This is a genomic window from Kribbella sp. NPDC058245 (assembly GCF_042882005.1).
GTDB lineage: Bacteria > Actinomycetota > Actinomycetes > Propionibacteriales > Kribbellaceae > Kribbella.
In genome coordinates, this window is the sequence record NZ_JBHVWY010000001.1 from 190,911 (window position 1) to 209,875 (window position 18,965).

18 protein-coding genes are annotated in these 18,965 nt (G+C 67.4%); 13 read left to right on the plus strand and 5 right to left on the minus strand.

All coding sequences use genetic code 11. The annotated features are described in order from the left end of the window. The first annotated feature begins 60 nt into the window (after window positions 1–60). From ACFVWG_RS00915 to ACFVWG_RS00930, 4 genes are all read left to right on the plus strand, one after another. Window positions 61–1,053 (plus strand): aldo/keto reductase, encoded by a 993-nt coding sequence (locus tag ACFVWG_RS00915; RefSeq protein WP_391541051.1) that lies wholly within the window; start codon window positions 61–63, stop codon window positions 1,051–1,053. Between the two features lie 85 nt (window positions 1,054–1,138). Then, window positions 1,139–1,741, plus strand: a complete 603-nt coding sequence (locus ACFVWG_RS00920; protein WP_391541052.1) for a TetR family transcriptional regulator — start codon at window positions 1,139–1,141, stop codon at window positions 1,739–1,741. Further along, a complete protein-coding gene (locus tag ACFVWG_RS00925; protein WP_391541053.1) occupies window positions 1,738–3,318 on the plus strand; it encodes an MDR family MFS transporter in 1,581 nt (526 codons plus the stop codon). Before ACFVWG_RS00920 ends, ACFVWG_RS00925 begins: the two co-directional genes overlap by 4 nt. Beyond that, window positions 3,315–3,614 (plus strand): MTH1187 family thiamine-binding protein, encoded by a 300-nt coding sequence (locus tag ACFVWG_RS00930; RefSeq protein ID WP_391541054.1) that lies wholly within the window; start codon window positions 3,315–3,317, stop codon window positions 3,612–3,614. The genes ACFVWG_RS00925 and ACFVWG_RS00930 overlap by 4 nt, the downstream gene beginning before the upstream one ends. Before the next feature lie 401 nt (window positions 3,615–4,015). On the opposite strand, the gene ACFVWG_RS00935 is transcribed toward ACFVWG_RS00930, so the two are convergent. Further along, complete coding sequence (locus tag ACFVWG_RS00935; protein ID WP_391541055.1) at window positions 4,016–4,753, minus strand: SDR family oxidoreductase; 738 nt, start codon at window positions 4,751–4,753, stop codon at window positions 4,016–4,018. A 99-nt stretch (window positions 4,754–4,852) separates the two neighbouring features. Between ACFVWG_RS00935 and ACFVWG_RS00940 the strand changes: the two genes are divergently transcribed. The 5 genes from ACFVWG_RS00940 to ACFVWG_RS00960 all read left to right on the plus strand — a co-directional run bounded on the left by ACFVWG_RS00940 (window position 4,853) and on the right by ACFVWG_RS00960 (window position 11,709). Further along, a complete protein-coding gene (locus tag ACFVWG_RS00940; protein WP_391541056.1) occupies window positions 4,853–5,719 on the plus strand; it encodes a helix-turn-helix transcriptional regulator in 867 nt (288 codons plus the stop codon). 55 nt (window positions 5,720–5,774) lie between these two features. Then, a complete protein-coding gene (locus tag ACFVWG_RS00945; protein ID WP_391541057.1) occupies window positions 5,775–7,049 on the plus strand; it encodes a ThuA domain-containing protein in 1,275 nt (424 codons plus the stop codon). Window positions 7,050–7,070: 21 nt separating this feature from the next. After that, window positions 7,071–8,147: an oxidoreductase gene (locus ACFVWG_RS00950; protein WP_391541058.1), complete on the plus strand. Its 1,077-nt coding sequence runs from the start codon at window positions 7,071–7,073 to the stop codon at window positions 8,145–8,147. Continuing rightward, the gene (locus ACFVWG_RS00955; RefSeq protein WP_391541059.1) at window positions 8,144–8,956 is read left to right on the plus strand and encodes an endonuclease/exonuclease/phosphatase family protein; all 813 of its coding nucleotides are present in this window, start codon (window positions 8,144–8,146) and stop codon (window positions 8,954–8,956) included. Before ACFVWG_RS00950 ends, ACFVWG_RS00955 begins: the two co-directional genes overlap by 4 nt. 1,415 nt (window positions 8,957–10,371) lie before the next feature. Beyond that, a complete protein-coding gene (locus ACFVWG_RS00960) occupies window positions 10,372–11,709 on the plus strand; it encodes a C40 family peptidase (protein WP_391541060.1) in 1,338 nt (445 codons plus the stop codon). Between the two features lie 45 nt (window positions 11,710–11,754). On the opposite strand, the gene ACFVWG_RS00965 is transcribed toward ACFVWG_RS00960, so the two are convergent. The 3 genes from ACFVWG_RS00965 to ACFVWG_RS00975 are packed head-to-tail and all read right to left on the minus strand — an operon-like array spanning window position 11,755 to window position 14,363. Continuing rightward, a complete protein-coding gene (locus tag ACFVWG_RS00965; protein ID WP_391541061.1) occupies window positions 11,755–12,465 on the minus strand; it encodes an SDR family oxidoreductase in 711 nt (236 codons plus the stop codon). A 24-nt stretch (window positions 12,466–12,489) separates the two neighbouring features. Next, window positions 12,490–13,380, minus strand: a complete 891-nt coding sequence (locus ACFVWG_RS00970; protein WP_391541062.1) for a LysR family transcriptional regulator — start codon at window positions 13,378–13,380, stop codon at window positions 12,490–12,492. A gap of 17 nt (window positions 13,381–13,397) precedes the next feature. Further along, window positions 13,398–14,363, minus strand: coding sequence for a zinc-binding alcohol dehydrogenase family protein (locus ACFVWG_RS00975; protein ID WP_391541063.1), 966 nt, complete (start codon window positions 14,361–14,363; stop codon window positions 13,398–13,400). Window positions 14,364–14,436: 73 nt separating this feature from the next. Here ACFVWG_RS00975 and ACFVWG_RS00980 point away from each other — a divergent pair, with 73 nt between their 5' ends. Then, complete coding sequence (locus ACFVWG_RS00980; protein ID WP_391541064.1) at window positions 14,437–14,868, plus strand: MarR family winged helix-turn-helix transcriptional regulator; 432 nt, start codon at window positions 14,437–14,439, stop codon at window positions 14,866–14,868. A 50-nt stretch (window positions 14,869–14,918) separates the two neighbouring features. Here the strand turns inward: ACFVWG_RS00980 and ACFVWG_RS00985 are convergent, their stop codons facing one another. Next, window positions 14,919–15,407, minus strand: a complete 489-nt coding sequence (locus tag ACFVWG_RS00985; RefSeq protein ID WP_391541065.1) for an inorganic diphosphatase — start codon at window positions 15,405–15,407, stop codon at window positions 14,919–14,921. Between the two features lie 50 nt (window positions 15,408–15,457). Here ACFVWG_RS00985 and dacB point away from each other — a divergent pair, with 50 nt between their 5' ends. The 3 genes from dacB to tilS are packed head-to-tail and all read left to right on the plus strand — an operon-like array spanning window position 15,458 to window position 18,962. Then, window positions 15,458–16,795, plus strand: a complete 1,338-nt coding sequence (dacB, locus tag ACFVWG_RS00990) for a D-alanyl-D-alanine carboxypeptidase/D-alanyl-D-alanine-endopeptidase (RefSeq protein ID WP_391541066.1) — start codon at window positions 15,458–15,460, stop codon at window positions 16,793–16,795. Window positions 16,796–16,822: 27 nt separating this feature from the next. Further along, window positions 16,823–17,929, plus strand: a complete 1,107-nt coding sequence (locus tag ACFVWG_RS00995; RefSeq protein ID WP_391541067.1) for a zinc-dependent metalloprotease — start codon at window positions 16,823–16,825, stop codon at window positions 17,927–17,929. After that, window positions 17,901–18,962 carry a tRNA lysidine(34) synthetase TilS gene (gene tilS / locus ACFVWG_RS01000; protein WP_391541068.1) on the plus strand — a complete coding sequence of 354 codons (1,062 nt, stop codon included), beginning with the start codon at window positions 17,901–17,903 and terminating at the stop codon, window positions 18,960–18,962. Before ACFVWG_RS00995 ends, tilS begins: the two co-directional genes overlap by 29 nt. Window positions 18,963–18,965 lie beyond the last annotated feature (3 nt).

An 18,965-nucleotide genomic window follows, 5' to 3' on the forward strand; every position in this document is an offset into this window, starting at 1 on the left:
ACCGTAGTCGAGCAATTACTCCAGTGCAGCGGAACCGGCATGTCGCCTACCTTTGCCGCCATGGACAAGCGCTTTCTCGGTCGGACCGGACTCGAAGTCAGTGAACTGTGCCTCGGCACGATGACCTTCGGACCCGGGACCGACGAACCGACCGCCCACCGCATCCTGGACGAGTTCGTCGCCGCCGGCGGCACCTTCATCGACACCGCCGACACCTACTCCGCCGGAGTCTCCGAGGAGATCATCGGCAGCTGGCTGAAGAACCAGAACCGCGACGACCTGGTGATCGCCACCAAGGTGTACGGCGAGGCCGGGCCCGGACTGCCGGTCCGCGGTACCGGCCGCAAGCACATCCTCGCCGGGGTGGAGGACAGCCTGCGCCGGCTGCAGACCGACTTCATCGACCTCTACCAGACCCACGTCTTCGACGACGCGACGCCGTTGGAGGAGACCCTGACGACGTTCGACAAGCTGGTGACCAGCGGCAAGGTGCGCTTCATCGGCGCGAGTAACCTGACCGGCTGGCAGCTGCAGAAGGCGATCGACCTCTCGAACCACCGCGGCCTCGAGCCGTACGTCAGCCTGCAGCCGCTCTACAACCTGCTCGACCGCGATGCCGAGCTCGACCTGATCCCGGTCGCTGTGAACGAGGGCGTCGGTGTGATCGCGTGGAGCCCGCTGGGTGGTGGCTGGCTGTCCGGTAAGTACAGCAAGGACGCGGGTGGTCCGCCGGCCAACAGCCGGAGCAGCCAGGAGGACTGGGACTCGCACGACAACGACCGCACCTGGCGAGTTCTCGACGTACTGCGCACTGTTGCGGACGAGGTCGGCAAGACGCCGGCTCAGACCGCCCTGCGCTGGGTGCTGCAGCGGCCCGGGATGACCGCGCCGATCATCGGGGCGCGGACGCCGGAGCAGCTCGCCGACAACCTCGGCGCCTCCGGCTGGGCGCTCAGTGACGAGCAGATGGCCCTTCTCACCGAGGCCGGCGACGGTCCGTTGCCGTATCCGCACAACGTGCTCGCGCTGCCCCAGTTCCATCGCCGGAAGTAGCCGGATCGTGCCTCTAAGTGCAGTGGTGCAAAAGTGATCGACTAATAGTTTGCAGTGAGTGCAAGAACCTGCCTACGCTGATCGGGTGAGGCAGGGTGAGGGTGGGTTGCGGGAGCGTAAGAAGCTCCAGACCAGGGCGGCGCTGACGGAGGCCGCCCTGCGGCTGGCGTTGGAGAAGGGCCCGGACAACGTCACGGTCGAGGAGATCGCCGAGGCGGCCGACGTGTCGGTGCGGACCTTCTTCAACTACTTCCCGCACAAGGAGTACGCGATCCTCGGGCGCAACCCCGCCCATCTGGAGGCCGCGCTCGACATGATCGCCACGGCGCCGGCGGAGCAGTCGCCGCTGACCACGATGTGGCTGATCGTGCACGACGTCCTGCAGGACCTGCTCAGCGAGGGGTCACTGACCCGGCGGGGTGAGCTGATCATGACCTCGCCGAGCCTCCTGTTCCACCTGATGCTGTCCAGCCTGGACGACGAGCGGCAGATGTCCGAGGCGCTGACCGAGCGGATCGGTGATCCGTTGCGGGCCAAGCTGATCGTCAGCGCGGCCGGGACCGCCTGCCGGGTCGCCGTCGAGCTGCACAAGGACACCCCGGACAGCGCGCCCGGCGACCTGGTCGACGCGGCGTTCCAATTACTTGCTCAGGGCATCGACCCTGACTATCAGAAAGGTCACTCATGACGACGACCTCGGCCGAGGGGACCGGAACTGGCGCGGCGCTGACGCCGCGGCAGACCGTGCAGGCCATGTCCGGTCTGATGATGGGGCTGTTCGTGGCGATCCTGGCCGGCACCGTGGTGTCGACCGCGTTGCCGCGGATCATTCACGACCTGGGGGCGAGCCAATCGTCGTACACCTGGGTCGTCACGCTCGAGCTGCTCGCGATGACGGCCACCGTGCCGTTGTGGGGCAAGCTCGCCGACCTCTACAACAACAAGCTGCTCGTCCAGCTGTCGCTGGGCTTCTTCGTCGTCGGCTCGCTGGTCGCGGGCTTCGCGCCGAACATCGAGGTGCTGCTCGGAAGCCGGGTGCTGCAGGGTCTGGGCGGTGGCGGTCTGACCGCGCTCGTCCAGATCGTGATGGCGGCGATCATCCCGCCGCGTGAGCTCGGCCGGTACTCCGGAATCTTCGGTGCCGTGTTCGCGTCCGCCACCGTTGGTGGACCGCTGCTCGGTGGATTCCTGGTCGACTCGCCGCTGGGCTGGCGGGCCTGCTTCCTGATCGGCGTGCCGTTCGTCCTGGTCGCGATCTTCCTGTTGCAGCGCACGTTGCACCTGCCGACCGTGCGCCGAGAAGTGAAGATCGACTGGTGGGGCGCGTTCCTCATCACCGCCGGCGTCAGCACCCTGCTCGTCTGGACCACCTTCGCCGGCAAGCGGTTCGACTGGGCCTCCGGCTGGAGCGTCCTGATGGTCGGCGGTGCCCTGATCGCCCTGGTGGCCGCGGTGCTCGTCGAGCGCCGGCACCCCGAGCCGATCATCCCGATGGACCTGTTCCGCAACCGCACGGTGACCCTGGCCATCGTCGCCAGCGCACTGGTCGGTGTGGCGATGTTCGGTGGCTCGGTGTTCCTCGCGCAGTACTTCCAGACCGCGCAGGGCTACTCGCCGACCAAGGCCGGCCTGATGAGCCTGCCGATGATCATCGGCATGATGGGCGCCTCCACCGTCGCCGGTGGGCTGATCACCAAGTACGGCAAGTGGAAGATCTTCCTGGTCATCGGCAGCGTCCTGCTCCCGATCGGACTGGCACTGTTCGGCACCATCGACGCCCACACCTCGAAGTACATGCTGTGGGGGTTCATGCTCGTCCTCGGTGTCGGCATCGGCCTCGTCATGCAGAACCTCGTGCTGGCCGCACAGAACGACGTACCCGCTCGTGAGCTTGGTGCAGCGACCTCTGCCGTCAGCTTCTTCCGCAGCATGGGCGGCACCATCGGCGTCAGCGTCCTCGGTGCGATCCTCGCCAACAAGGTCATCGACGGCCTCGGTGGCGGCGGCGCCGGCGGTGGCGGCGGTGCCGTCCCGAACGTCGCGGAGCTCCCGCCGCCCGTCCGCGCCGTCGTCGAGAACGTCTACGGCGACGCCACCGCGGACCTCTTCATGATGTCGGTCCCCTTCGCCGTCCTGGCGTTGATCGCCGTCGTCTTCATCAAGGAGAAGCCCCTCCTCACCACCACCGGCGCCGAACGCCGCGCGGCCGAGGACGGCGCCCCGGCGCGTCCGCAAGATCAGGTCGGTGGCACGCTGGATGCATGATCGTCGCATTCAGCATCAGCCCACTCTCGGGTGACGAGACCGGAGGCGTGAGCGAAGCGGTGGCCGAGGCCGTCCGCGTCGTTCGCGCCTCCGGTCTTCCCAACGAGACCAACGCCATGTTCACCAACATCGAAGGTGAATGGGACGAGGTGATGGACGTCGTGAAGCGGGCTGTTGAGGCGGTGGCTGCTGTTTCGCCTCGGGTGAGTTTGGTGCTGAAGGCGGATATTCGGCCTGCGTTCACCGGGCAGCTGACGGCGAAGGTGGAGCGGATCGAGCAGGCGCTGGCCGACTAATGCTGCTTTAGCCCGGTCATCTGCCAGAGCCGCCTTGGGCACCCATCAACCGCCTGACACCCTCCGAAACGGTTGAACCGTGCTCAAGGTCCCAGCACCAGCTCACCTTGAGCACCCGTCAACCATCTTCGGGCCGGGCAAGTGACTGAACCGTGCTCAACGTCGTACAAGCCCGCACCCGAGCGCAAACCACTCCGCTCTCGGGGCTGATCCCCACCATGCCAGCTCCAGGCCGGTCCCCAAGTCATGACGTCCGAAGGTTCGGAGGGCGGGTCTCCGGTTCTTCGGACGTTGTCGGGAGTAGTTGGTTGCGGGGTGGGAGTTGGCGCGGTTTGCGGAGTTGTGCTGCCGCTCTGGGGCAGTAGGTCCACGCAAAGGTGGTGCGGGGGCGAGGCGGTGGGCTAGTGGGTGTTGAGGGCTGCGACGGCTTCGGGGTGGCGGTTTTCGCGTTCGGCGGCGCGGAGGAAGTGGACTCGGTCGACGAGGATCTCTTCGACGTCGGGGTGCTGTTGGAGGATGGCGATCGACTCGTCGGTGTATTCGTCGAGGGGCATCCAGGACGGGTCGGGGGTGCTGCCCATCAGTTCCGTTTGTACGGCGGGTGGGACCAGCTCGATCACCTGGACGTCGGTGCTCGCGAGTTGCAGGCGCAGGCTTTGGGTGTAGCTGTGGATGGCGGCTTTGGTGGCGTTGTACGTCGGGGTGAGGGCCAGCGGGACGAATGCCAGGCCGGACGAGACGGTGATGATGGCCGGGTCGGATTGCTGTTGCAGGTAAGGCAGAAAGGTCGTGATCGACCGGATCGTGCCGAGCAGGTTGATGTCGATGGTCGCCTCGCTCGTGGCCAGGTGGGCCGGGTCCTGGAGGTCTTCGGGGCGCATGATGCCGGCCATGGTGATCAGGACGTTCACGTCGTGCCGGGCGGTCACGTCGGCGAAGGCGGCGGCGATCGACGCCGGGTCGGCGACGTCGAGGACGATGCCTTCGAGGTTGTCCTCGGCGGCGAGCTGGTCGAGCAGGTCCTTGCGGCGGCCGCTGATGATGACGGTGTTGCCGAGGTCGCGGAACCGACGGGCGAGCTCGAGGCCGATACCCGACGTACCGCCGGTCATGAAGATCGTGTTCCCGGTTGTTTTCATGGCTCCAGCCTGGAAGCGGATGCCGAAGGCAACCAGGCTCGGTGCGACCACTGCTCGGCAAGCAGTGGATAACTGTCCGCAGGCGAGGACACTGGAGCCATGGAGTACGCCGATCTGTCCGATTTCCTCCGCAAGCGCCGGGAGGCCCTGCAGCCCGAAGACGTCGGGATGCCGCGCGGGCGACGACGCCGTACGCCGGGACTGCGGCGCGAGGAGGTCGCCGTACTGGCGTCGATGTCGACCGACTACTACAGCCGGCTCGAAGGCGGGCGGGGACCACAGCCGTCGGTGGAGATGCTCGGCTCGATCGCCCGTGCGCTGCGGCTGACGCTGGAGGAGCGCGACTACTTGTTCGTGCTGGCAGGGCACGGTACGCCGCCGCGTACGACGCGGGCGTGTCACGTCGATCCGGGGATGCTGCGGATCATGGATCGGCTGCAGGACACTCCGGCGTTGCTGATCAACCGCTGCGGCGAGGCTGTCGCGCAGACGCCGGCGCACGTCGCGATGGCCGGTGAGCTGACGAACTTCGAGGGGATGGAGCGCAGCGAGCCCTACCGCTGGTTCATGCATCCGGAGACGCGGATTCTCTATCGCGAGGACGAACAGGACAGGCACAGCCGGTTGCTGGTCTCGATGCTGCGGATGACCGCGACCGCCGACGGGCCGAAGTCGTATGCCGCCTCGATCGTGACGGCGTTGCAGAAGGCCAGCCCGGAGTTCGCTGAGATCTGGGAACGGCATCAGGTGATTCCCGCGCACAGCCGGACCAAGCACTTCCGGCATCCGCTGGTCGGTGAGTTCGACCTGTATTGCGAGCTGATCAACAACGCCGACCAGCAGCAGACGCTCGTCGTCTTCACCGCCGAGCCGGGCAGTGAGAGTGCGGAAAAACTGCAACTTCTCGGTGTTTTGGGAAGCCAGACGATGAGCCCTGGACAGGACTTTCGTCGGGAGTTAATTTAAGTCCTGGATCTCGGAATGCCCTTTCCGGGATCGACTCTCCGGAAAGGACCGCCCCATGCCTTCCGATCGTTTCCGCCTGCCTGCCTTCGTGCTGGCCCTGCTGCTCGTGATCGCTGGATTGACGAGTACCGCGGCCGCTCAGGTCCAGGCGACGTTCAACGTTCTGGCCTTCTACAGCGGCACGTACGACGCCGCGCACATCGACTTCGAGAAGGAGGCCGCCGAGCGCTTCCCCGGGTTCGGGGCGCAGAACGGCTTCACCTACACCCAGACCAACGACTGGAACCGCCTGAACAGTCTGCAGGCCTCGCAGTACCAGGTGGTGATGTTCCTGGACGACTCGCCGCACAGCGACGCGCAGCGGAACGGGTTCCAGAGCTACATGAACAACGGCGGCGCGTTCTTCGGCTTCCACGTCTCCAACTACAACGACGCGAGCGGCGGCTGGCCCTGGTTCAACAACACGCTGCTCGGCACCGGCCGGTTCAACTCGAACACCTGGCTGCCGTCCGCGGTCACGCTGCGGACCGAGAACCGGTCGCACCCGTCGCTGGTGAACACGGGCGCGACGTTCCGCTCGTCGGTCAGCGAGTGGTACAGCTGGCAGAACGACCTGCGGCAGAACCCGAACATCCAGGTCCTCGCGTCGATCGACCCGTCGAGCTTCCCGGTCGGTAGCCAGCAGGGCAACATCTGGACGTCGGGCTACTACCCGATCGCGTGGACCAACAAGAACTACAAGGTCATCTACGCGAACTGGGGCCACAACGGCATGAACTACCAGACCAACACCCGGACCTCGTCGACGTTCGAGAGCCCGGCGCAGAACCAGTTCATGATGGACGCGCTGAAGTGGCTCGGCGGCGGCGGTACGACGACCCCGCCGGTCGACCAGCCGGAGCCTGCCACCTGGTACTCGGTGGCGAACAAGGCCAACGGCAAATGTGTCGACGCCCGCGCGGCCGGCACCGCCAACGGCACGGTCGTCCAGCAGTACAGCTGCAACTCCACCACGGCACAGAACTTCCAGTTCCAGCCGACCACGGACGGGTTCACCCGGGTCAACAACCGCAACGACGCCACCAAGGTCATCGACGTCTCCGGCGTCTCGACCGCCGACAACGCCGGGTTGCAGCTGTGGACCTACAGCAGCGGTACCAACCAGCAGTGGCAGGCGGTCTCCGAAGGCGGCGGCTATTTCCACTTCGTCGTCCGGCACACCAGCAAGTGCCTGACCGTCCCGGGTGGGTCGACCGCTGACCAAACTCAGCTGGTCCAGTTCACGTGCAACGGTGGAACTGCTCAGTCGTTCAAGCTGACGGCAGCCTGATCGCCCCGTAGATTGCGGCCCATGAGAATCCTGCGTGTGGCCGCAATCGCGGCAGGAGGTCTGCTGGTGATGTCGCAGTTGCTACCAGCTCAGGCGACCGGCGGACCGTCGTACAGGTGGAGCATGACGCCGACCGGAAGTACGGCGCAGTTCCGCGGGTTGTCGGCGGTCAGCAAGGATGTCGCCTGGGTTGGTGGGTCGGCGGGTCAGGTACTGCGCACCGTGGACGGGGGCAAGCACTGGCAGAACGTTAGTCCGGCCGGAGCGGAGACCGTTCAGTTCCGCGACGTGCAGGCGTTCGATGCCCAGCGTGCGGTGGTCCTGTCGATCGGGCCGGGGACGGACTCGCGGATCTACCGGACCGTGAACGGCGGTAAGAGCTGGACCCAGACGTTCGGCAACACCGATGAGAAGGCGTTCTACGACTGCTTCGCCTTCAATGCCGGCGGGCACGGGCTCGCGTTGAGCGACCCGGTCGATGGGAAGTTCCGGATCGCGGCCAGCACGGACGGCGGCAAGTCGTGGAAGGTGCAGTCCAACGCCGGGATGCCGGCCGCGCTGCCCGGCGAGTTCGCGTTCGCCGCGAGCGGCACCTGCCTGGTTGCGGGACCTGGCCGTACGGCGTGGTTCGCGACCGGCGGCGGTGATCGGCCGCGCGTGTTCCGCACGTTCGACGGCGGTCGGCACTGGAAGGTCGGGGACTCGCCGATGGCCAGTGGTGAGGCCGCTGGCATCTTCAGCCTCGCCTTCCGTGGCTCACTGTTCGGTGTCGCGGTCGGTGGTGACTTCCTGAAGCCGACCGAGGCGGTCAAGGCTGCTTCGGTCACGTACGACGGTGGTCGCACGTGGAAGCTCATCCCGGCTGACAAGGCGCCGAAGGGGTACCGCAGCGGATCGACGTTCCTGCCTGGTTCTTTGGCCACGGTGGTCGCGGTCGGCCCGTCCGGAAGTGATGTCAGTCGTGACGGCGGTCGAAGCTGGAATCAGTTCTCCGACGCCAACTTCGACAGCGTCGAGTGCGGCGGGCACGGCGTACAGGCTGGATGCTGGGCGTCGGGTGCCAAGGGTGCCGTCGCGCGACTGGTGGTCGGCCGATGAGGCGCGGACTGGTGATCCTGGTCGCGTTGCTGATGGCGATCCCGACGATGGCAGCCGCACAGCCGGACCGCGGTCGGCCTGGCCGCGACGTGACGGTGATGACGTACAACATTCACCATGGCGCCGGAATTGACGGCGTACTGGATCTTGAGCGGATTGCGGCGTTGATCGAGCAGAACGACGCGGATGTCGTCGGGCTGCAGGAAGTCGACCGGCATTGGAGTGCGCGCAGCAATTGGGTCGATCAGCCGGCCTGGTTCGCCAAGCGGTTGAAGATGCATTACGCGTACGCCGCGAATCTCGATCTGCCGCCGCTGAACCCGGGGGAGCCGCGCAGGCAGTACGGTACGGCGATCCTGTCGAAGTACCCGATCAAGGACTTCACCAACAGTCTGCTGCCGCTCTACCCGACCGGTGAGCAGCGTGGACTCGCGGTGGCGACGCTGAAGATCCGCGGCGCGGAACTGCGCTTCGCGAACACGCATTTGACCAGCAACAACAACGCGGAGCGGCTCGAGCAGGCAAAGAAGGTTGTCGAGCTGTTAGGGGAATCGCGGAAGGCGACCCTGCTGGTCGGTGACTTGAATGCGCGACCGGATGCGCCGGAGATCAAGACGCTGACCGCCGTACTGAATGACACCTGGGCCGAGGTCGGTGTCGGGCCCGGCTACACGATCGAGGCGGACAACCCGACCGCCCGGATCGATTTCCAGCTGCACAGTCAGCAACTGGTTCCGTTGAAAGCTGCAGTCCCTGTGAGCCTTGCGTCGGACCACCTGCCGGTGGTCGCCTCGTTCACCCTGCGCTGACCGTCCTTCAGCGGAAACATCGGCCTGGGCTTCGCAATCCCGATTGCGCTGAAGCGCCCGTCAACTTCGGTTGGCGGGCGCTCACCGGCGCAAGCACTCCGCTACTGGTGCTTCTCGGGATCTACCTGGTCTTCGGCATCTTCGTCGGCATGATCAACCCCTGGTGAGTACCGCCGTCTCCAAGATGTCCGCCTCCGGCAATTTGAACGGATAACCCCTGAAGTTGACCCTTCTCCCCTGAAAATTCGAGGGGAGAAGGGTGCATTTGAAGGGATATCCGTTCAAATGCGGTTAGGGGATCGTGGGGGTCGTGGGGGCCGGGAGGCGTTGGCCGGTACGGCGGGAGTGGTTGCTCGCCGATCCGTCTGCGGCGGGCCGGTACGGCGGGGGTGGTTGCTCGCCGATCCGTCTGCGGCCGGGGATGTGGGTTTGTGGTTGCTCGCCGCTGCGGCCGATTTACAGTGGCGGGTGGCTGGGCTGGGCGCGGGGCTGAGGGGGATGGTGCGGTTGGTGACCACGGTTGCCGTTGCTTGGGCTTCCGGGTTGTGGCTGGGGTCCAAGATCTGCGCCGAGTAGACGGTTCTGGTCGCCATTTGGACACAACGTTCCACCCAGCGAACGGGGCGACCGGTGTGGGGCATGTTCCGCGTTATCGGTGAACTTTTCGGGTCCATGCGCCGAAAAAGTCACCGATAACGAGCAGGCGGACCGGAGCGCGGGGTCGTTCGCGCTAATTGGTGAGTTTTAGGGACTCGGTGACGAAAATCCACCAATTAGCGAGCCGGGCGGACCGGAGCGCCGGGTTGGGTCGCGTTAGTTGGTGAGTTTTAGGGACCCGGTGACGAAAATGCACCAATTAGCGAGGGTTGCCAGGCGCGGCAGCCCCCCAGCACCCCCGGGCCCGGCCATCTGATGGGTTAACCCATGAGGTGGTGGGTTTTGGACTCGCATGCGGGTGTAGAACCCACAAGCTGGTGGGTGAACCCATCAGATGCGGAGGGGGCGGGGGGCTGGGCGCGGGGGCACCCCCAGCGACCTGATCCGCTGCCAGCCACTGCGGACGGTCACTTTCAGGCCTCGTCAGTACTGGCCGCAACCGAATCCCGGAAGCTCAGGCAACGGCAACCGTGGTCGCCGACGGATCCATCCCCCTCAGCCACGCGCCGGGCGCCGACCACCCGTCACTGTAAATCGGTCGCAGCGGCGAGCAACCACACGCCGTACGAGACCGGCCGCAGACAAGGCAGACGGAAGAGAGAGAACATCTCGACCTGGAATTACAAGCTTGTAGTTTGTCAAGTCGACACGCAGGTGAAACAAAGATACTTGTGGGAAAAGTGTTCCCAATGGGGCCAGAGGCAACTAGTGTCACGTATGTGGTCCACGGGGACCAAAATGGCGGAAGGGACGACCTGATGACGGCCACACCGAAGTCCGGTAGAGCAGCGCTCTCCGGTGTGCTGGCGGTCTGTCTGGCCGGCGGAATGCTGATGGTTCCGGTCATGGCCGAGGCCAAGCCGAAGCCGCCGGTGATCCCGTCGCAGGCCGCGGTCGAGCGGGCCAAGAAGGCCGCCACCGACAAGGCCGGTCAGGTCAAGGCGATCGAGCAGCAGTTGGCCGCGGCCGAGGCCCGGCTCGAGCAGCTCGGGATCCAGTCCGGGATGGCCGACGAGGCCTACAACGGTGCGGTCTACCGGCTGCAGCAGGCCAAGAAGGATGCAGCCACTGCTGCGGATCGCGCAGCCAAGGCCGAGAAGTCCCTGACCACTCAGCGGCAGCAGATCGGCCGCTTCGCGGTCGCGTCGTACCAGGGTGGTGGCGACATCGCGAAGCTCGGGCCGCTGTTCACCGCGGAGGGGCCGCAGCAGCTGCTCGACTCGGCCGGTACGGCGCACACGGTGTCGAGTGCGATGCAGGGTTCCTACCTGCGGTACTCGGCGGCCCAGGTGGTGACCAACCTCTTCAAGGTCCAGGCCGACCAGGCCGTGGTCAAGGTGAAGCAGGCGACCGACGAGGCCGCCAAGGCCAAGAAGGCCGCCGAAGCCGCCGAGGCCGCGCAGTCGGCCGCGGTGACCGCGATGGGTGTCCAGCGGCAGAAGTCGATCGCCCAGCTGGCCGTCCTGCAGAACACGTCCATCCAGGTCGCCAACCGGCGGCAGCGGGGGCTCGAGGAGCTTGCGCGACAGCGCGCCGCCGCACTCGCCGCCAAGAAGGCGGCCGAACTACGCCGCAAGATCGAGGCCCGGGAGGCCGCCGAGCGGGCCCGGGAACGCGCCGAAGAGGCCCGCGAACGCCAGCAGGGTAAGAAGAAACCGAAGAAGCACAAGCCGAGCACCGGTGGCGGCAACAGTGGCAATGGCGGCAATGGCGGCAATGGCGGCTCGGGTCGCGGCGCGAGCGCGGCGATCAGCTTCGCGCTCTCGCAGCTCGGCGACATGTATCTCTGGGGCGGCACCGGACCCTCGCGCTGGGACTGCTCCGGTCTGATGATGGGCGCCTGGCAGCGGGCCGGCGTCCAGCTGCCGCACTACAGCGTCGCGCAGTACGAGCAGACCAGGCACATCGACGAGGATGAGCTGCGGCCGGGCGACCTGATCTTCTGGGCGCTCAACCCCAACGACCCGGGCACCATCCACCACGTCGCGATGTACATCGGCGGCGGCCGGATGATCCACGCCCCGCGGACCGGCAAGCCGGTACAGATCCAGAGCGTCTACTACTGGGAACCGCCGGACTTCTTCGGCCGGCCCTGAGTCAGTTGCTTGCGGCAACTGAGGCCTGCCGGAAGCGTCCGCAACCTAGATCAGCCGGTGTCCGCCGTCGGCGTGCAGGACGGTGCCAGTGATGAATCCATTGCGTAGCAGGGCAATGATCGCTTCCGCGATGTCCTGGGTACGGCCGATCCGGCCGACCGGCAGGCGGGCCGCCATCGCGGCCAGGGTGGCGGGGGCCTCGTCGCCAGCGACGTCCTGCCAGATCGGGGTGTCCACCCATCCGGGGGAGACCACGTTGACCCGCAGCGGTGCGAGCTCGACCGCCAGTGCGGCGGCCAGCGAGGCCAAGGCGCCGTTGAGTGCCGCCAGCAACGAAGCTCCCGGCCCGGGCCGGTACGCCGCGATGCCCGAGGTGAAGACGATCGAGCCGCCGGGCTCGAGTACCGGTGCGGCGTGTTTAGCCAGCAGCAGCGGACCGAGCAACTTGGAGCCGATCGCGGGCCAGGACAACTTCACGTCGTACTCCCTGATCGGCTGGTAGGCGCCGCCGACGTCAGCGGCCGTCGTGACGACGTGCTGGACGGGGCCGGTGCTGGTGAAGAGCCTGGCGATGTCTTCCTCGACGGCGAGATCCATCGCGACGGTGTGCACGCCGAGCTCGGCGTGGATGGCGGCGAGGCGGTCGGGGGAGCGGCCGGCCACGGTCACTTCGCTGCCTTGGGCAACGAGTTCGGCAGCGAGTGCGCGACCCATTCCGGAGCTGCCGCCGATGATCACTACATGTTCTTCGGGCATGCTCCGAGCCAACCAGTACGGCGCTCAGTCATCCACGACTTGTTGCCTCACCGGCGTTAGTCCCGGGCTAACGATCATCGCCTGCAGGACGGGGTTCGGCGAATCGGTCCGCCAGATCGCGGCGTACCGGGCGACCAGCGGCCGGCCGGCGAGGGGTCGCCAGACGACGTCCGGTGTGGCTGCACGCCGCGAGCTGAGGCTGATGGCGTCCCGCTTGACCAGGAGCGCCGACCGGAGCTGCGAGTGGCTCATCGTGATCTCGCTCAGCCGCAGTTCGCCGCCGAGTTGCCGCAGCGCCTCGTCGTGGAACTCGGGAGCCGCGGCGCGCGGAATCCAGATCAGCTCCAGGTCGGCCAGATCGTCAGTGCCGATCTCGGCGACGGCCGCCAGCGGATGGTCGGCGACCAGCAGCACGCCGAGCTCTTCGGCGGCCAGTTCCATCGACATTGTTGCTGGGGGCAACGTCAGGGGCAGTCGGACGAGGCCGAGGTCGATCTCGCCGGCAGTGAGCATCCGCACCTGATCGGTGGTGGTTCCGGCCTCGAGCGTGACGGTGCCGGCTGGGAAGCGTTCGGTGGCGAGTTGTTCGAGGGCCGCGGGCAACCAACCCGGTACGCCGTTCAGTAGTCCGAGCCGGAGGATCGGCTCGTCCAGACCGGCCGCCCGGCGAGTGTCCTTCACTGCGAGCCCCGCTGCCTGGATGGTCTCCCGGGCGCGGGCCAGGAAGACCTGGCCCGCCGGGTTCAGCTCGACTCCACGGCTGTGCCGGATCAGCAACGTCGTACCGACCGTGCGCTCCAACTGTTTGATCTGCTGGCTGAGCGTTGGCGTGGAGATGTACAGCCGCTCGGCGGCTCGCCCGAAGTGGAGCTCCTCCGCGACAGCAACGAAGTACCGCATCTGCCGAAGCTCCACGGCTGCAGTTTAGGCGGTCAGGGGACTGCGACGAGGCGGCCGAGCGGGGTTCGGGCGTCGAGTTCGCGATGGAGATCTTGTACGGCGGCCAGCGGATGGCGGGCGTGGACGGCCGGTTGCAGCTCGCCGGTCTGCCAGCGGCGGGTCACCTCGGCGATGTCCGCGCGAGCCAGCGCGGGACGAGCGGTTCGCCAGCCGAGCATGGAGACGCCGGTCACCGAGCGCATGCCGAACAAGGCTTGGACCGGGATGGTCGGCAGTTCGCCGGAGATCGCGCCGTAGGTGACCATCGTGCCGAGCGGTGCGACCAGGTCGAGGCCTTGGTCGAAGACCGTGCCGCCGATCGAATCGAGCACGGTGTCGACGCCGTTCGGGGCGAGTGCGCGGACCTGGGCCGGCCAGTCGGGGTCGGTCAGGTCGACGGCCTCGGCACCGAGTGAGCGGATGAAGTCCAGTCGCGCGGGAGAGGACGCCGTACCGATGATGGTCTTGGGGTCGAAGGAGCGGGCGAGCTGGACCGCCAGGTGGCCGACGCCGCCGGCGGCGGACTGGATCAGGACCGTGCCGCCGGCCGGGACTCGTCCGGCTTCGAGCAGGCGCAGCGCGAGTGGCCCGGTCATCGACATCATCGTGGCGGCGCCGGCGTCGGCATCTTCGGGGATCGCAGCGAGGAAGTCGGTGTCCAGTACGACGTAGTCGGCGAAGGCGTCTTCGGACACGCCGGCCACTCGGTTGCCGACGGCAAGGTGTGATGGGCTGCCCGGCCCGAGTCGAGTGATCCGGCCGACCACCTCTCCCGTGAGATTGCCGGGCAACGGGCGCGGCCAGGGGCTGTTGCCGGATCGGAAGAGGGCGTCGATCGCGTTGGCGCCGACCGCCTCGACCTCGACCAGTACTTGGCCGGTCGTGGGTTCCGGTCGGTCGACCTCGTCGAGCTGCAGAACTTCGGGGCCGCCATGGGAGTGGTAGCGCACTGCGCGCATCAGGACTCCAAATCGTGGGGTGTAGAAATAATGGGTGATACCCACGATAACCCCGAAGTCCTACAGTGGGTAGGTGCAGAAGTCGTCGAACCATCGCCTGTCCGACCGGGTGCTGTGGGCGTTGGGGCGGGCGAGTCAGCAGTCGCAGCGGCTGGTCCGGCAGCACATGGTCGAGGCCGGCGTGCGAACGCAGCACTACCACGTGCTGGTCAGCCTGGACGGCGACGGGGAGGCGGCCCAGACCACGCTGGCCGACCGGATCGCCCTCGACCGCAGCGACCTGGTCACGGTGCTCGACGAGCTCGAGGAGCTGGAATACGTCGTACGGCGGGTGGATCCGGCGGACCGGCGGCGCAAGATCGTGGCGATCACCGCCGCCGGGCGCAAGCAACTGGTGTTGATGGACCAGCTGATCTACGCCGCGGAGGACGAGCTGCTCACGCCGCTGAGTGCGGCGGAGCGCAAGACGCTACTGGGGCTGCTCGGCCGGCTGGCGGGGGAATGACGAAACCGCCGGGGCGCATCTGCTGCGGTCCCGGCGGTTGAGTTGAGGTGTCAGTGGCCTTCGGTCTTCAGGCGCTCGAACGAGGCGATGACCTCGGCCTCGGCGTCGGCGCGGCCGACCCAGCTGGCGCCCTCGACGGACTTGCCCGGCTCGAGGTCCTTGTAGACCTCGAAGAAGTGCTGGATCTCGAGGCGGTCGAACTCCGGCACGTGGTGGATGTCGCGCAGGTGCTCCTGGCGCGGGTCACCGGCGGGGACACAGAGGACCTTGTCGTCCGGGCCCTTCTCGTCGGTCATCCGGAACATGCCGATCGCCCGGGCCTTGATCAGGCAGCCCGGGAAGGTCGGCTCGGTCAGCAGGACGAGCGCGTCCAGCGGGTCGCCGTCCTGGCCCAGGGTGTCCTCGATGAAGCCGTAGTCGGACGGGTACTGAGTGGCCGTGAACAGGGTGCGGTCGAGCCGCAGCCGGTTCGTCTTGTGGTCCAGCTCGTACTTGTTGCGGGTGCCCTTGGGGATCTCGATGAAGACGTCGAACTCCATACGGCAGATACTGTCACGGTTCGGACCGACCAAATGACAGGAGCAGCCCGGTGGCCCGTCCTCCTCGTGCGGCGTTCGTCACGCTGCTCGCCTCATCGCTGTGTCTCGGCCTGGCGGGTGGAGCGAGCGACGTACCGGCTTCTGTCCAGGCAGCGCCGCCTGTGCTCGCCCCGGCGAAGCCAGAGGGTGCTGCCCCGACTACGGCCGGTGTGCAGAAGGCGCTGGCCGGAGTGCTCGCGGATCCATCGCTGGGCAAGCACCACGGCGTCTACGTGTACGACGTCTCCCGCGACGAGCAGGTCTACTCCAGCGGTACGGCGACGCCGTACACGCCGGCTTCCACGCTGAAGCTGCTCACGACGGTCTCGGCGCTGTCGACGCTCGGCCCGGAGCACCGGTTCACCACTCAGGTGGTGAGCGCGGGCAAGAACTCGATCGTTCTGGTTGGTGGCGGTGACCCACTCCTGGCGGTGAAGCCCGGTCCGGCCTATCCGACGCGCGCCACCCTCCAGGCACTTGCTGCGAGTACGGCGAAGGCTCTGAAGGCGCAGGGTGTCACCAGCGTCACCCTCGGGTACGACGCCTCGCTGTTCACCGGTCCGGCCGGTAATGCGAACTGGGAGTCGAACTACCTACCAGAGGGTATTGCTGCGCGGACGTCGGCGCTCTGGGTGGATGAGGGTCGGCTGTCGGCCGGAATGGCCAAGCGGGCCGACTCACCGGCGCTGGCCGCAGCAACTAGCTTCAGCAAGCTGCTGGTCGCCAACGGCATCAAGGTCGCCGGAGCCGCCAAGCCGAAGGTCGCTCCGGAAGGCGCCGAGGCGCTGGCGAAGGTGCTGTCGCCGACCGTCGGCCAGATCGTCGAGTACGTGAACCTGCACAGCGACAACGACGGTGCCGAGGTGCTGCTGCGTCAGGTCGGGCTGGCAACCAAGAACGGCGGCTCGTACGCCGGAGGCGTCACCGGGGTCGAGCAGACGCTCACCAAGCTCGGACTGCAGGTCGGCAAGGCGCAGATCTTCGACGGTAGCGGTCTGACCCGGTCGAACAAGGTTCCGCTCGACCTGCTCGCCGGTGCGGTCCGCGTGGCGGCTTCGAAGGACCACCCGGAGCTGCGGCACCTACTGACCGGGCTGCCGATCGCAGGCTTCAGCGGGAGCCTCGAGGAGCGCTTCAGCGCCGGAAACGCGGGCGCTGGGACCGGACTGGTTCGAGCGAAGACCGGAACGCTCACCGGAGTGCATGCCCTGGCCGGAATCGTCAGGACGCGGAGCGGGACGGTGCTGGCATTCGCGGTGGCCAGCGACAGCGTCCCGGTGCCGAAGACCCTCGACGCTCGCGCGGCCCTGGACCGAGTCGCAGCCACACTCGCCAACTGCGGGTGCTGAGCTTGCCCCTGGGACTAGGGTCGACTTATGAGTACGGCGGCAGGTGGGACCGAGGGCAGGGCCACGACCGAGATGGTCGATTGGCAGCTGGCGACCGGTGTGGCGCGCAAGCTGCTGCGCCCGGGGCCGGTGGTCAGCCGGGCCGAGGCGGACCAGGTCGTCGCCGAGCTTCGTCAGTTCGCGGCCGACTCCGAGCATCACGTGCGCGAGTTCACCGGTCTGCAGGCCACGTCGGCCACTGCGCCGGTCGTGATCGTGGACCGGCCGGGCTGGGTCCAGGCGAACGCCGATGGCTTCCGGACCGTGCTCCAGCCGCTGGCTGACAAGCTGCAGGAGAAGGCCGACCGGACTGGTGGGCTGTCGTCCGCAGTCGGCTCCCGGGTGACCGCGATCGAGGCCGGTGCGCTGCTGGCGTTCATGTCCTCTCGCGTGCTGGGCCAGTTCGACCCGTTCTACCCGGCTGAGCCCGATCCGGCCCGTCCGGGTCTGACCGGCCGGCTGCTGCTCGTCGCTCCGAACGTCATGCATGTCGAGACCGAGCTGGGCGTCGTACCGCGGGACTTCCGGTTGTGGGTGTGCCTGCACGAGGAGACGCACCGGGTGCAGTTCACCGCGGTTCCGTGGTTGCGGGACCACCTGCGGTCGGAGATCGGGTTGTTCCTCGACCAGGCCGAGCTGGACGCGTCGGCGTACGCGGCGATGTTCCGTGAAGCCGTGCAGCGGCTCGGCCGGTCGGTGCGTGGTGAGGCCGAGCTGAGCTTGATGGACCTGATGCAGTCGCCGGAGCAGCGTGCGGTGCTGGACCGGCTGACCGCGGTCATGTCGTTGCTGGAGGGCCATGCGGACTTCGTGATGGACGGGGTCGGGCCGTCGGTGATTCCGACGGTGGACGCCATCCGGTCGAAGTTCACCTCGCGGCGGCAGAGCGGGAACCCGCTGGACCAGTTGCTGAAGAAGCTGCTCGGTCTGGACGCCAAGCTCAAGCAGTACAAGGACGGTGCCGCGTTCGTACGGCGGGTCGTCGAGCAGGTCGGCATGGAGGGGTTCAACCGGGTCTGGACCGGGCCGAACACGCTCCCCACCAAGAACGAGATCGCGAACCCCGATGCCTGGGTCACCCGACTCCACGGTTGAGTCCGGCGGCAACGCTGCCGAGGAGCTGGTCGCCGAGCGCCGCGGCCGGCTGCACCCCGCGGTCGCCCGGACCCGCGAGGCGGTGCGATCCGCACTGTCCGACCTGCCAGCCGGTACGACGGTTCTCGTCGCCTGCTCGGGTGGGACCGACTCACTCGCGTTGGCGGCCGCTGTCGCCTTCGAGGCGCCGAAGCTGGGACTGCAAGCCGGCGCGGTCATCGTGGACCACGGTCTGCAGGCGGACTCGGCACGGACTGCGGAGATCGCTGCGGAGCAGTGTCGCGGACTAGGGCTCGACCCGGTCCAGGTCAGCGCGGTCGAGGTCGGCAGTGAGGGCGGTCCGGAGGGCGCGGCTCGAGCAGCCCGGTACGACGCGTTGCGGGCGGCGGCCGACGAGTTCGGGGCGGACGTCGTACTGCTGGCGCATACCCGGGACGATCAGGCCGAGACTGTCTTATTAGGGCTGGGACGCGGTTCTGGCGCCAGATCGCTCGCTGGGATGGCCGCGGTCGCCGGACTGCTCCGGCGGCCGTTCCTGGAGGTCCCACGCGCGACCACGGCGGCAGCCTGTATCGCCTCCGGCCTGCGGCCCTGGCATGACCCGCACAACGACGACCCGTCGTACACGCGAGTCCGCGTCCGCCACGAGGTGCTTCCGGTGCTCGAAGAGGCACTTGGACCCGGTGTGGTCGAGGCGCTGGCCCGGACGGCCGGACTGCTCCGGGCAGACGCTGATGCGCTCGACATGTTGGCGGCAGACCTCGCGGAGACGGCAGTACGGCGTACTGACGATGAGGTGCACTGTGATGTCGGGATGCTCGCCGACGAGCCGGCAGCCCTCCGCACGCGAGTGCTGCGGCAGGCAGCTCTGGAAGCCGGCTCCCGGGCCACCGACCTGAGCGCCGGTCACGTCGCCGCGGTCGACGCGCTGATCACCGACTGGCGCGGCCAGCGCTGGATCGACCTGCCCCAAGGAGTCCGGGCAGTACGCCGGGGCGGATTCATAATCCTCGGCCCGAATGTGACAGGCTGACGC